At 48.7% G+C, this 12,833-nt stretch carries 13 protein-coding genes; 7 read left to right on the top strand and 6 right to left on the bottom strand.

Annotated features, from left to right (window positions below):
* Positions 1–441: 441 nt before the first annotated feature.
* Together cspE and VIC_RS06185 are read left to right on the top strand one after the other, a co-directional pair.
* Positions 442–654 carry a transcription antiterminator/RNA stability regulator CspE gene (cspE, locus tag VIC_RS06190; protein ID WP_006958529.1) on the top strand — a complete coding sequence of 71 codons (213 nt, stop codon included), beginning with the start codon at positions 442–444 and terminating at the stop codon, positions 652–654.
* Positions 655–1,181: 527 nt separating this feature from the next.
* On the top strand, positions 1,182–1,388 hold the full coding sequence (locus VIC_RS06185; RefSeq protein WP_006958527.1) for a hypothetical protein: 207 nt from the start codon (positions 1,182–1,184) through the stop codon (positions 1,386–1,388).
* Between the two features lie 370 nt (positions 1,389–1,758).
* Here VIC_RS06185 and VIC_RS26685 read toward each other — a convergent pair whose 3' ends face one another.
* Complete coding sequence (locus VIC_RS26685; protein ID WP_006958526.1) at positions 1,759–1,902, bottom strand: hypothetical protein; 144 nt, start codon at positions 1,900–1,902, stop codon at positions 1,759–1,761.
* A gap of 219 nt (positions 1,903–2,121) precedes the next feature.
* Here VIC_RS26685 and VIC_RS06180 point away from each other — a divergent pair, with 219 nt between their 5' ends.
* From VIC_RS06180 to VIC_RS06165, 4 genes are all read left to right on the top strand, one after another.
* Positions 2,122–3,468: an ATP-binding protein gene (locus VIC_RS06180; RefSeq protein WP_006958525.1), complete on the top strand. Its 1,347-nt coding sequence runs from the start codon at positions 2,122–2,124 to the stop codon at positions 3,466–3,468.
* A 464-nt stretch (positions 3,469–3,932) separates the two neighbouring features.
* Positions 3,933–4,907: a quinone oxidoreductase family protein gene (locus VIC_RS06175; RefSeq protein ID WP_006958524.1), complete on the top strand. Its 975-nt coding sequence runs from the start codon at positions 3,933–3,935 to the stop codon at positions 4,905–4,907.
* Positions 4,908–5,163: 256 nt separating this feature from the next.
* Positions 5,164–6,099 (top strand): bile acid:sodium symporter family protein, encoded by a 936-nt coding sequence (locus VIC_RS06170; protein WP_006958523.1) that lies wholly within the window; start codon positions 5,164–5,166, stop codon positions 6,097–6,099.
* Positions 6,100–6,253: 154 nt separating this feature from the next.
* Positions 6,254–6,826, top strand: coding sequence for a MepB family protein (locus VIC_RS06165; protein ID WP_234425380.1), 573 nt, complete (start codon positions 6,254–6,256; stop codon positions 6,824–6,826).
* Positions 6,827–7,083: 257 nt separating this feature from the next.
* Here the strand turns inward: VIC_RS06165 and VIC_RS06160 are convergent, their stop codons facing one another.
* Entirely contained in the window at positions 7,084–8,328 is a 1,245-nt protein-coding gene (locus tag VIC_RS06160; RefSeq protein ID WP_006958520.1) for an MDR family MFS transporter, read from the bottom strand.
* 181 nt (positions 8,329–8,509) lie between these two features.
* Between VIC_RS06160 and VIC_RS06155 the strand changes: the two genes are divergently transcribed.
* Complete coding sequence (locus tag VIC_RS06155) at positions 8,510–9,427, top strand: LysR substrate-binding domain-containing protein (protein ID WP_006958519.1); 918 nt, start codon at positions 8,510–8,512, stop codon at positions 9,425–9,427.
* A 217-nt stretch (positions 9,428–9,644) separates the two neighbouring features.
* Here the strand turns inward: VIC_RS06155 and VIC_RS06150 are convergent, their stop codons facing one another.
* From VIC_RS06150 to VIC_RS06140, 4 genes are all read right to left on the bottom strand, one after another.
* The gene (locus VIC_RS06150) at positions 9,645–11,156 is read right to left on the bottom strand and encodes a bifunctional NUDIX hydrolase/phosphatase PAP2 family protein (RefSeq protein ID WP_039951366.1); all 1,512 of its coding nucleotides are present in this window, start codon (positions 11,154–11,156) and stop codon (positions 9,645–9,647) included.
* A gap of 140 nt (positions 11,157–11,296) precedes the next feature.
* Positions 11,297–11,470, bottom strand: coding sequence for a DUF6435 family protein (locus VIC_RS26680; protein WP_006958517.1), 174 nt, complete (start codon positions 11,468–11,470; stop codon positions 11,297–11,299).
* A gap of 122 nt (positions 11,471–11,592) precedes the next feature.
* Positions 11,593–12,075, bottom strand: coding sequence for a tetratricopeptide repeat protein (locus VIC_RS06145; protein WP_006958516.1), 483 nt, complete (start codon positions 12,073–12,075; stop codon positions 11,593–11,595).
* Positions 12,076–12,191: 116 nt separating this feature from the next.
* Positions 12,192–12,581 carry an MAPEG family protein gene (locus VIC_RS06140; RefSeq protein WP_019278060.1) on the bottom strand — a complete coding sequence of 130 codons (390 nt, stop codon included), beginning with the start codon at positions 12,579–12,581 and terminating at the stop codon, positions 12,192–12,194.
* Positions 12,582–12,833 lie beyond the last annotated feature (252 nt).

Genomic DNA, 12,833 nt, shown 5'->3' with positions numbered 1-12,833 from the left:
CTTCTTCGTAGGCCATTTGAGGGTTGACCTCCGCTAAGGTTATCTGAGTAAGCTCTGTCATATGAAGTTCGTGAAAGGATGTTTCTCCAAAATGGAGGGGAAAGAGTTACTATGCACTGAGCTGTTTACTTATAGCGGTGACTTACATCTCGACTCATTAAAAACAAGTATTTATTGGAAACCCAAGTAGGCGCAGAGAACAACTCAATCTTAACTATATGATTTATATTGAAAATAAAAATAATCCAATAAATATATATCTATTTATTTCATACCGTGTATAGTGGCGCCACAGCTCAAACAGTGGGCTATTGATAACTTATTTAGTTCAAGATCTTCTCAGTTCTCTTTCGATTTGATTCGTCATTTCTATCCTGCGATACCTTTTTCTTCATTTCTTATTTAGTAGCTTTCTTTTTTATTCAATCTATCGAGAAATACATGTCAAATAAAACAACTGGCTCAGTAAAATGGTTTAACGAAACTAAAGGCTTTGGATTTATCGCACCAGATAATGGCACTGCTGATGTATTTGTTCATTTCAGATCAATTGCTAGTGATGGTTTCAAAACACTAGCAGAAGGCCAAAAAGTTGCCTTTAACGTAGAGCAAGGTGGCAAAGGCCCACAAGCAGCTGACGTTACTGTACTGTAAGCATTTTGGTGAGATCTTGCTGACTTCCTAGTTACGGTGAGATCTCTCCATTGGAGTACTTATTAAGGAGTGAAATGATTCAAAGAACCACCCCAAAAAAATATTGGTGCTATGTTTTGCGTGAGAAAAAGCACCTTGAGAGCAAAAGCTAATTGTACCAAATCAAATATTATCTTTATCACAGCAATACCTCTTGGTCAGCGACCATCAACCAGCTAAACAGCGATGTTTTGAAACGTCATATCCTTCCCAGAAACAATACTCACTGCGTAAACTTAAATTTTTCGTTTTGTGAGTCTGAAAATACTGGGGAAATACGAGATTCAAAAGATAGGGTCTTGGGCCACTTTTATCTCTTGTAAGACAAGGAAATCAGCTATTGAAAAAAACAGCGAGTCGTAAGTTGAAAGCAAAAATTGTCGAGAGCAATAAACTCAGCGACCGAAAAGAAACCACCCATGAGATAAGAAAAAAGATCGAGAATCTTCTTTTAGAAAGAGAACAGAAAAAGCTATGGGAGCTATAAAATGAAAACGAGAAAGCCTGCAAAGAAATCGAATAAGAAAATTCGCAAAAGTAGCTTTGAAGAGAAATTTGCTCTTATGGTGGCTGAATACCACAAAGCTAAAGAAGTGCTTGATTCTATGGCCGAAGGGACTCCTGAGTATACTAAACAGAAAAAACACTGTGATCGTCTGTTTGCTAGCGCGGAAAGGTTCATAAACGCAAACTGACCTCAGGCCCGTTGATGAACAAACTCCTATTGCGGTCTCTTCCCAAACAGGGGGACAATCCCCTTACCCAAACTCAGTGTTTACTTGTGCGTCCCCACTAGCAATTTCAGCGCTAGGAACACTGATTCGTTTCTTATTAACCTTCATTGACCAAATGCTCTGATTGATCGCCACACTTTATGTTGACCATTGCCCCCAAAGAGGAAGTCAACATGAGAACGTTATTGTTAGAACAATGCCACTAAATAAAAAGGCCATCCAAGCTTGGTAACATCTGGAGAAATAGAATCAGCTTAAGCTTTAAAGCGACCTTATGTCGCTTGCGCCACTCAATCGAGCCATCGATAGTAAGCTGAAAGCCAGTGATTTATTAGCCAACACGTGTACGATAGTGCTTGGCAAAGAAAGAATGAATGATGACAGCGTTCACTACATACAGTAATAAACGGGCACTGGTGTACACACCAAAGCGACTTCGAGCTGTCCCAGCACGAAACACATTGGGAAGGAACATTCCCTAGTCGTTGAGTAGGGAGACGCGTTGAGCCTTTAAGAGCGGGCAGATTGCTGACATGAGTGGGATCAGCATTCTAGATTAATAGCTCGTAAAATCAATAACCTTAGTACTTGAAAGCATGTTTGTTACTGTAAAATTAATGACTGTAATTATTTTTACAGTAACACCTTCACACCCTATTTTATTGCTCATGCGTGAACGCCAAAGTAGAGAGCCATGAAAAAATTGTACGATCGTCAGAGAGAGCTAAACGCTCTACAAACTGTTTCGGAGCAGATAGTCGATACAAAAGGCCAACTTAGCGTGATGGTTGGCAGAATACGCGTCGGTAAAACCCGTCTTTTCAACGAAGCTTTTCCCCAAGGCAATACCCCATTCCTTTGCCTTTTCATTAGTCGAAAGAGTGAAAGCGCCTTAGTGGCTGAATTCAAAGAAATCATCCATAATGAGCTCGTTGTTCAGTTCTTCCAGCCCCAAACAACGCGAGATATCATGGAGTTCTTGTTGGATTATACCAAGCAAAAACCGATGACAATCATTCTAGACGAGTTTCAAGACATCGACATCGTCAACCCTGCTCTCTTTTCCGACATTCAAAATTTATGGGATGCAAACAAGCGAGACTCGATGATGCACCTCGTGTGCTGTGGCTCTCTCTACAGCATGATGACAAAGATTTTCAAAGGCAAAGATGAGCCTCTGTTCAATCGCGATGACCGATTCTTTCACATTCAGCCTTTGCAACCTTCTTATCTTGCCGAGGTCATGAAAGATCACGATCAATTTGATGCTGACAACATGCTTCGATGGTGGTGTCTATCTGGCGGGATACCCAAATACCTTGAGTGGTTAACCCGCTTCTCTGCCAAGAGCGATGATCTCTTTGAGGCGGTCATCTCTGAATTTTCACCACTCATAAAAGAAGGAACGCATCGACTCGTTGAAGATTTTGGTTCAGAACATCGCATTTTCTTCGATATTCTCGGTGCGATATCAAAAGGCAACACCAGCCGTGCGCGAATTGAAAACTTCTTAGATATGAGCGTTGGCGTTCATCTGGAAAAGCTGGATGAAGTGTTTGATGTGATTACCAAACTGCGTCCGATCAGCTCAAAAGAGAACTCGCGAGATATTCGATACGCCATTTCCGATCCCTTTCTAAACTTCTGGTTTCGATTCATCCATGCCAACAAAAGTGCTGTTGAGATGGAGAACTACGAATACATACGAAGATATATTGAACGAGATTTCACCGTTTACTCCGGTCTGGAATTGGAGAACCTATTCAAAGCTATCTTGGTTGAATCCAAGCAATTCGGAAAGATTGGTGGATACTGGGATGCCAAAGGCCACAATGAGATCGACATAGTGGCGATCAATGACTTAGATAAGACAATACTCATTGCCGAAGTAAAGAGGCAACAGAAACGTTACAGTGAGGCCAAATTAATAGAGAAATCTCATCACCTTTTGAAAAAGTTAAATCTAAAGGGGTATGACATTGAATATCGTGGATTTTCATTGGATAACTTAGTTGAGACGATGAACGAATATCAAGCGTAATCAACATCTCTGTCTCCCTGTCACAATGATCCGATACCATCGCCGTGTTGTTGGTGGTTAACTTTCAGCCTTTTCGACAATGAGCCAATTTGCTACACGGGTATCAAGCAAGAAGCCCAGCATACTAGAGGGTGAATTATGGCTTAGTTAGCGCACACAATCGATGTACAATTTAGAGCCGAAAGTTGAACATCGATCCATACTGCAATAGCCCTCAGGTGGTTTGTTTGCCTTGTTCACTCTTCCTTTCATCTCATCAGTACATCAACTGAGCAGGCACTTTAAGGTAACCAGTTACCATAGCGAACCTAGTTACCTTTTAGTCGCTAATTTCTTTCAGTCACTCGATTCAATACCATCACCACAGACCCTGAACATGACGGGAATAGGATCAAAGCGCTGCCGTTGGTGGGACCTAAGAACGCGCTCAGCTCGCAGCCAAAACATGACAAAGGAGAAAGACAGTGAAGACGCTACAAGTCACCAAATTTGGAAATCCGGACGTGCTCGCCGTCAACCACATTGAAAAACCACGGATCAGTAATAATCAGTTGTTAATCAAAGTGATATATAGCGGCGTTAACTTAGCCGATACGTACATTCGCAAGGGCGCCTTCCCTGCGTTGCCCACGCCGCCTTTTACGTTAGGAATGGAAGGCTCAGGCATCATTGAGGAGATAGGGTCCAATGTCAGTGGCTATGAGCAGGGGCAACTCGTCGCCTTTTCAGCCAGTCAATCGTACGCTGAATACGTGGTTGTCGATACGACCAGTTCATTGGAGTGGGAAATTGCGGCCCCAGTCGCCCTGCCTCCTTTGACAGCCAGTAGTATTGGGATGTCAGCGCGAACGGCCATGCTCTTGACGCAGCGTTTGTCCAACACTTCCTGCCGCGTCCTCGTCCATGCCGCGGCAGGCAGTGTGGGCAGCGTTCTTGTTCAACTGCTGAGCGCTCAAAACCATGACGTTATTGCGTTAGTGGGATCTGCGAGAAAGGAAGAGTATGTGCGGTCATTGGGCGTAGCTCAGGTGATAAACTATAAGCAGGACGATGTACAAGAGGTGATTAAAAACGCCTATCCCGATGGTTTAGACGCGATTTTCAATGCCACAGGCGGCCACTCTATTGCAAGAGATATCAACCTTCTCGCCAAAAATGGGCATTTGATTTGGTATGGGTTCGCTGAAAGCGATCACGCCCCCGATATAGAAACAGCGTTACAAAACGCCTTTATGAAGTCGATCAAGCTCGAACTGTTTAACGGAGGCATCCACAGCCAAGCAGAAAATATTTCCGCGATAAAATCCGTAGAGCGTTTGATCATAGACGGTAAGGTGGATATACCGATTCACAAGGTTTACTCACTCGAAGAGGGCATCAAGGCTCATCAAGATCTCGAGAGTGGCGACACCATTGGCAAGCTCATTCTAAAGCTGTAAGAGACAGACACCTCGAACTTCACACTAGCAGCCATCGTTAGTTTCACACGCAGGGGGCGCTCCAGTTTCGCCCCATTTTGGTATTGGGGTAGAGGCTCGCGTTGTTGAACGGACCATGATTCATTTCGCACGATAAAACACGCCAAGACTATCATTCAATTGTGAATCATCCGATATCAATATGCCAATTAGCGCTTATTTGGCACACGCAATCGTGTACTATTGAGAGACGAAAATAAAACAGAATAAACAACTTATGCTTAGAGTTATAATCAATGCGTTTCCACTCTGGGTGGTATTGGGTTCCGTTGTCGCTTACCTGCAACCTGCGATATTTACACCACTCAAACCCCAAATCGTCCCTTTGTTGATGCTCATCATGTTGTCCATGGGCTTAACGCTAACACTCGATGATTTTAAACGTGTCACATCCAGTGTGAAGGCGGTCACGGCCGGGCTCATTCTTCAGTTCTCCGTCATGCCACTGAGTGCTCTGTTTGTTGCTCACGTCTTTGATATGGATATGGCGCTCACCATTGGTATGGTGTTGGTAGGCAGTGTCGCGGGAGGCACCGCCTCAAATGTGATCTGTTATCTGGCTAAGGGCAATGTCGCCTTATCCATCACCATGACCGCTTTTTCCACCTTGATAGGCGTGGTGATGACCCCGTTTTTAGTCGATGCCCTTCTGGGCGTGAACGTCGACGTCCCCGTTGGACCAATGGTACTCAATCTGGTGAAAATCGTCATTATCCCGATCACCATTGGGATCGCCCTCAACCACTTCTTTCGTCGTCCAGTGACGGCAATAGCCCCTGTGTTGCCACTTGTCTCAATGCTCTCGATTGTCATGGCCATCGCCATTATCGTCGCCCTTAACCATGATAAGATTGCCATCGTCGGATTGGGGGTCGCGCTGGCGGTCATCTTGCACAATGCCATGGGGCTTGTTTTGGGTTACTGGGTTTGCAGAGCGCTCAAGTTTGACTATGTGACCTGTAAGACGATTGCCATCGAGGTTGGCTTACAAAATTCTGGATTGGCCACGGCATTGGCGCTCAAATTTTTCTCCCCCATCTCGGCACTGCCTGCGGCGCTCTTTTCTATCTGGCATAACTTGTCAGGTTCAATACTCGCGCATTATTGGTCACGAGATAAACGCAAGCGATCGCGCGATCTCTCCGTGTCATAGACACGCAAAAGGAGGTGAGGTCAATGCGTTGACCGTCACGTCACCAAACTGATCGCCCCACTCTCGCTTTTCGCGGGCGCTCTACCATTCACTTTGCCCGGCACGCCTTTGATCATGAATGTGCGCCACGGGTGTGTTTCAAGGGAAAATACTTTTGTCACAGAATTCGTATGTCCAGGCGTTGGATTGGTTTTTGCGTCACAACATCTTGGCGAATGGCTACACGTTAACCCACCCCATCGTGTTAGACCCTTACCCTCAGAATCGTCAGTATGACGCGCTCGCGTTCTCCATTGATGGCCAACAAATCCTGTATCGAAAGGGCCACGTTACGCCCGATAGGCCGGGGCATTTCCTCACGATCTGGAAGCGCTCTGCTGGGGAAGGTCCCGACTCGAAAAAGACGAGGCCTTTTGAGAAGCCGGATTTGGATTATCTGTTTGTGGAGGTCCATGATCCCCAAACCTCCAAACAAGGGATGTTTATCTTTCCCTTATCGGTGCTGCTAAAGAAAGGGGTGGTCAGATCAGAGAAAGCAAAAGGGAAAATGGCCGTGCGAGTCTTCCCTCCCTGGACTTCGAGTCGGGGTGAGGAGAAGTCTCAAGTGTTTTCTGAGTCGGCCAAGCGAACACAGCGTTGGCAATGTGAGTACTTTGTCTGGATGGAAAACAATGTGATCACCGAGTTCGAGAAATTTGCCCGTCTCTTTGGCGCGCCTGTAAGCTAGCCGTGCCAGTCCCTTTCAATCAGGGTGCTTTGCGAGCGCTGCAGTACTGCAGTACTCGCTCCTAGATCTTGGATTGCCTCACCTCAGGCCGGTACTGACTTCGTGAACGGGGGGAGATTGCCTATCACTAGCGTTGAGATCAGCAGTTGTCCACTCACTCGGTTTAGATCCCCAGAGAAAACCCTATGCTACGTTTTACATTACACCACTTGTCCACCGTCAATAAAGTACCATTAAACGTTTAGCGTTATTAAGACTCACTGACTTGATGCACACATGGACTCGTTCGGCAGGTGTTTTTCATAATGGCTGTACACAAAGAGGGTGATCAGGCACAACATCATGCAAAGCGAGAACAACCACATTGCATCGGTGACATCGAGGATCAAACCACCGACCAACGGCGCGAAAACAAACCCCAGCGTGTGTAACGAGGCAAGGCCAAAGTATGCTCCGCGAAGATGATCAGGGGCGAGCCGGTCGATCTGAACATTGATGGTCGGAAACGCGATCACCTCACCCAAACTTAATAAAAAGCAGCCTCCAAACCAGATGTAGACCGTGTCGATGCTGCTGGCAGCAAACACCAACTGAGACAACCCCATCAAAAACACACCCAGTTTAGCCCTGAGGGTCAAAGAGTAGCGTTGCAGCCACTTCAACAAGGGAAATTGAAAGATGATCACGGTCAACGTGTTAATCAAGACCATACCGGCAATGATCATTTCTTTATCAGTGCTGGCGGATCGTGCGATGACCTGAGGCAGAGTGGAACTGTAATGCGCATAAACAAACATCATTAGCAAGTTAGCGAGCAGCAGTTTCATGAAACGGCCGTCGCGTTTGGCAGTCTGCAATACAGCAAATAATCCAGGATGAACAGCCAGGCGGTGACTGGGTTGATCTCCAGAATAACGAAACGCGATCAGCAGCGCGAGGGCATAACTCAAATAGGTGACCGAGGTGATTTGAAACAGAGCTTCAGGGTGAGAGACCGCCAGCGTCACGCCCAGCAGTGGTCCAACAGCGCCGCCCACATTGATGGCGAAATAACGCAGATTCATCGCCAACTCTCGTGGAAGCGGCGCATCAATACGATCGCTGATCAACGCCTTGCTGGGTTCTTCAATCATGGGGCGCATCAGTCCACAAGCGACGATTAGAAGGTAAAAGTGCAGGAGCTGCTCAGACTCAGACAAACCAAAATAGGCAAGAGAGGAGACGAGGCACCCTGTAATAATGATGCGCTGACGGCCAATAATGTCCGACCAATGGCCCGTGTAAAATCCCGCCAGCACGCCAACCAGCGCAGACATCGCGAGCATGCTTCCCACCTCCGTCGCGCTCGCACCGTAGTCTCGGTATAAAGTCACCACCAAAAACGGCCACGCCATGTAATAACTGATGCGGACAATGAGTGTTCCAATCAAAACACTCCAAACGATAAACGGAATGTGCTTCAAGTGGGATGACTGAAATAGGCTGGAGTTAGGTGATGGCATCCTGTTATCCTATAATAATTGTGGCTTATACGTTCTTCTGGATCTGTGAATCCAAGCATGGTCATGCTAGATGTCAAAATCGAAGACAGCAAAAGCTTTCCAGTGAGATTTTGAGGTATTATGGAGAACGAGTTAGGACCATACGAACGACGTTTTATTACACGTACTATTAGTTGGACTTATGGATAGAAGACTTCAACACCTTAATTGTCTGCGCTATTTTGAAGCGGCTGCACGACTGGGCAGTTACAGCAAAGCAGGACAAGAGCTGTTTGTCACGCAAGCCGCTGTCAGTCAGAAACTCAGGCAATTGGAAAGCGAGCTCGATTGCAAATTGTTTACCCGTAAAGGCCGGGACATGGTGCTGACGACCGAAGGTAAGCGACTGCACGAAAAAGTGTCTCAGGCCTTTGGACTGATTGTTGAGGGGTTGAATTCGACCCAAAATGAACCCGTTGAAGGGGTGCTGTCCGTTATAACAACGCCCTCGTTTGCGTCACGCTGGCTTATGCCTAGACTGTGGAAGTTTTCCAAGGACTATCCGCAAACGCTGATCCGCATTCGCTCTCATGTTGACCCTCAGGCTGCGTTGCTGGATGAAGTCGATGTGGTGATCGGGGAAATCGACGTAGAGCGCCGTGATGAAGCGGTGATCTCTGAGTTCTTGTTCAATGAACCCGTGTTTCCAGTGTGCTCACCCGAACTGGTGAAAAGCATGACATTGACAGACCCCGCCCAGTTGACTCGCTGCTGGCTTATTCGTGGCATTCGTAATCACCGTTTTTCTTGGGAGAAATGGTTCGAAAAAGCCAACGTACCGTTGAATAGCGATGTCTTCCAATGGATGGAAGTGGAAACCTATGACATGGGGTTAAATGCGGTGATCGCTGGCCACGGTGTGTGCCCAGGAACGGACAGTCTAGCCGGTGATTTCATTGAACGGGGGTTATTGGTCAAACCCTTTGATATCAGCCTGCCGCAAGCGTTGGAGTACTCAGCCCTTTATCATGCCAAGTCGATCCGACGCTCACGTATCGCGGTTTTTACCCAATGGTTAAAACAAGAAGCCATGGCGTATCAGAACAAAGAGAGCGTATAGCTTCGCCCTTCAATGGTCGGTTTTGACTAGGTTGCAACGCAAGCTCAGTAAGAGCACATGGGGCGCTTTCTGATCACCATTGAGGTAAAACTCAGCCCATTTTCATTGCTCGATAAGTGTCATCATCGTTCACCAATGACGGGAACCATCGCGGATCGTAAATCGTTTCAACCAGAGACTCCGCCTTGGCATCATGCCTTCATTGAATCGCGTCTAATTAGCGCCTCAACGCACACTCCACGCGTTTATATACGATTCTTGCTTTTCGACTCAGTTTCGGCGCTCCGACGACCATCCAAAGCATCCCCACGAGGATCGCGACCGAATACGTCGTCAGGATCACCACACTGGTGGTCGCAGGGGTCACCAACATCTTAGCGGCCATGGCCACCACAACTAATCCTGCGACGGCGATCAGCACCTGCCGCCAAGGATTCAGACCCTTCACCTCATGGGATGGTTCACCCAAGCATAGCGCGATGACGAGCCCGAGGCAGGCGAACCACGCGAAGAGGTAGAGCGGCTGGAGCAATTGCAGCGTGCCATACAAACACAGTACGAGCAGCAGCGCCCATAACCGCTTGGATTCAATGGCGCGCTTTTGGTTGGCATACCGACAGTGATAAAGGCTCATCGCCACCAGCGCAATCAAACCGCCAAGCCCCATCCCCGCCAGAACATCGGTGGGATAATGCACGCCGAGCCAGACTCGCGCCGCGCCCGCCAAAGCAGACAGGACCAGCCAGCCCAGCAACGCCGCGGTGATGACGAGCGGCGATCGGGTTTGACCCCGACTGACCAGCCATCCGAGCAGCGTTCCCACAAGGGCAGCGGCTTGTGTGGTGTGCCCACTGGGGAAGCTAAAACCACTGGCGGCGGCCTGCTGTAGGGCCGGCAGCAGATAAAAAGGCCTTGGGATCGCCCACGCCATCTTGAGTAAATTCACCGAGTACGCCGTCGCCAGCAGCACAAACGCTAGTGTCAACCCAATGCGCAGCGGAAACAGCAGCAAACAAACGATCAAGACTCCCACGGCTAACGCGCCCTCTCCCAATCCGTTACCAAACGCCAACAATCCTGTCATCGGTGAATGCGACGTCACCCACGATTGAAACGCCGTCATCATCGCCAGCTCAGAGGACTGGCGCGTATCCGCGTGCTCCTGTCGAAGATCACGGTGATAGAACGGGCTGGCTGAGCTGTCACGCCCCCAGACTTTCAGCGCCTCCCAGTCGTCAGGATAACGATACGCCGTCTTCACCGAAGGGGCGAGTGCGGTCAGGTAGACTTGGCGGATCTCTTTGCCGAAATGCGGAGCGTTGAAGGCTGGAATAATGGGCGCGTCAAACGCGTTTGCCCAGGCTGGCACCATGACGCCGACGGGAACCTTGGCTTGGCAGGCAAACACCACTCGATAGGCGTTGATCGCAAGCTGTGGGCCAACATCGACATCAATGCCTGTTTCTTCCCATGTTTCGCGCTTCGCCGCGACGTGAAACGCTTCGTGATCGCCAATGTAGCCCCCAGGTAAAGAGAGCTTTCGCGTTAAATAGTCTTGAACCAACACGATGCGCCCACCCTCATCCCGAATCACGCAGGCAGCGCCTTTGGGTTGGTATGAGGTCGTGACTTCCTCACTCACCTGCGGGTTCGCCAGAAGAGCGCCGCTCCACACGCTTGTCAGTAAAGCCAGTATCATTAAGAGGGTTTGCACGATCGCGCGCTCCATGTCATTCACCGCGACTAATTATGCCCCTCAAGCCAGGGAATGTTAAGCAAAAGCCGCGGTGCGTCTCTGGTTGACATTGACGCCGTGGGATGGCGAGCTGACTCGCGCGTTAAACCCTGATGGGCAGGGCATTTGAAGGGTTAGCGCTCTGAACGCAAGGCTTGGATCTCACCATACAGCGCTTCCGCCTCTTCGGTCAGACGAGAGTAGGTACGGATGTCACCTCGCCGCTGCGCTTGCATCGCTTGTTCGAGCAATATTGAATGGCGTTTCTTGAGTTTTTTCATTGGATTACGTTTAAAAAGCGAAAGCATCGGTCGCGTCCTCAGTAGTTTTTTACTGTATACGCGCCCCCTCTCTGATCAGGTCAATCTTCCTTATTCTGATTCACCAGGTTTACTGATTTTGCACCATTGGCGGTTGCCTGCACTCGCTGTCACCACGTTCTGTCCAAGTCTTCGCTGTACAGCAGAATCGCGCGCTGATAAGCCGCAATGGCATCACTATTGGTGGTCGTGACGAGCAACTCCAATAACAGTGCAATGGCTTCTTTAGGGCGGCCCACATTGTACAGACACATCGCATAAAACGGCTGTACCTCTATCGCATCGGGGTATTCCGTCAGCGTTTGTTCAAAATACGTCAAGGCCTGGTCGTACTCACCTAGGCTTCGGTAGGTACTGGCCAAACCAAACAAGGCGTCCAGTCGCTCACGACTGGACAGTGATCCGGACAGCGACGCCAGGTAATGCGTAATGGCGTCTTGCTCTTTGCCTTCATTGTCGTAGGCCCAGGCGATCTGCAGGTGCGCTTTAGCGGCGTAAGACTCATCGCTTAACAAGGTGCCAAGCAACGCTCTTGATTCCCGATATTTCTCACTTTGACGAAGCTCAATCGCCTGACTGATAATATGTTCCATACACTCCTCTTCGCATTGATGTCGTGTGCTGATCGTGATTCATTGACCCAGTGGCCACTGACAGGTACCGTGTGGGCGCCCTCTTATCTCATGCCATGACGTCGAAACGCCGAAGGTTAGTAGTCCAGACATAACCCCATAATGGCAAATGAACATCCGATGGCGATCGCCCAAGCCACGGAGCGCCACACTCCGATATTGAGCAAATACAGGATATGGTACACCACTCGAAACCCGATGTGCGTCATCGCCAACAGTTGAACCGTGTCGTGAACGGTCGATGTACTAACAGCGAGCAGGATAGCGATGGCAAAGATCAACAGGGATTCGAACGCATTTTGATGAGCCGCCATGGCCCTTGCGCCCCACCCTTTAAGCCGAGCCTGTTGTTCACGGGGATGGTGGTTATCGTAGCCCCCTGCTTGGTGCATGGCGATCGCCACAGGAATTTTGGCGAGATAGGGCAGCAACGCCGCTCCGATCAGGCAAACTATCAGTATCGTCAACGCATCGTCCTTTGGTGTGATGTCCTTACCTACGTGGTATCACGCCCAGCGTCCCATAAAACCCGCATGAGCCCGATGTCATGACCATAGCCTTAGATGGCCGTCGCCGTCATCTCGCCCTAATAGAAATCTCGTCGCCATCACACCTTGCCTCACCGAGCCCGTTCCTGCCGAAGGCTACCATCGGAAATAGCATGACCACGCGTTTTTTTCTGGACACTGCAGCGTTGTCATCAGGGCGTTTGAACTCGC

This window comes from Vibrio coralliilyticus ATCC BAA-450, from assembly GCF_000176135.1.
GTDB lineage: Bacteria > Pseudomonadota > Gammaproteobacteria > Enterobacterales > Vibrionaceae > Vibrio > Vibrio coralliilyticus.
This window is presented reverse-complemented; position numbering and strand designations above follow the sequence as displayed.

Bases quoted from the DNA above. Each gene is read 5' to 3' on its own strand.
- cspE (WP_006958529.1), top strand. From the start codon at position 442: ATGTCAAATAAAACAACTGGCTCAGTAAAATGGTTTAACGAAACTAAA.
- VIC_RS06185 (WP_006958527.1), top strand. From the start codon at position 1,182: ATGAAAACGAGAAAGCCTGCAAAGAAATCGAATAAGAAAATTCGCAAA.
- VIC_RS26685 (WP_006958526.1), bottom strand. From the start codon at position 1,902: ATGTTCCTTCCCAATGTGTTTCGTGCTGGGACAGCTCGAAGTCGCTTT.
- VIC_RS06180 (WP_006958525.1), top strand. From the start codon at position 2,122: ATGAAAAAATTGTACGATCGTCAGAGAGAGCTAAACGCTCTACAAACT.
- VIC_RS06170 (WP_006958523.1), top strand. From the start codon at position 5,164: ATGCTTAGAGTTATAATCAATGCGTTTCCACTCTGGGTGGTATTGGGT.
- VIC_RS06160 (WP_006958520.1), bottom strand. From the start codon at position 8,328: ATGCCATCACCTAACTCCAGCCTATTTCAGTCATCCCACTTGAAGCAC.
- VIC_RS06155 (WP_006958519.1), top strand. From the start codon at position 8,510: ATGGATAGAAGACTTCAACACCTTAATTGTCTGCGCTATTTTGAAGCG.
- VIC_RS06150 (WP_039951366.1), bottom strand. From the start codon at position 11,156: ATGGAGCGCGCGATCGTGCAAACCCTCTTAATGATACTGGCTTTACTG.
- VIC_RS26680 (WP_006958517.1), bottom strand. From the start codon at position 11,470: ATGCTTTCGCTTTTTAAACGTAATCCAATGAAAAAACTCAAGAAACGC.
- VIC_RS06145 (WP_006958516.1), bottom strand. From the start codon at position 12,075: ATGGAACATATTATCAGTCAGGCGATTGAGCTTCGTCAAAGTGAGAAA.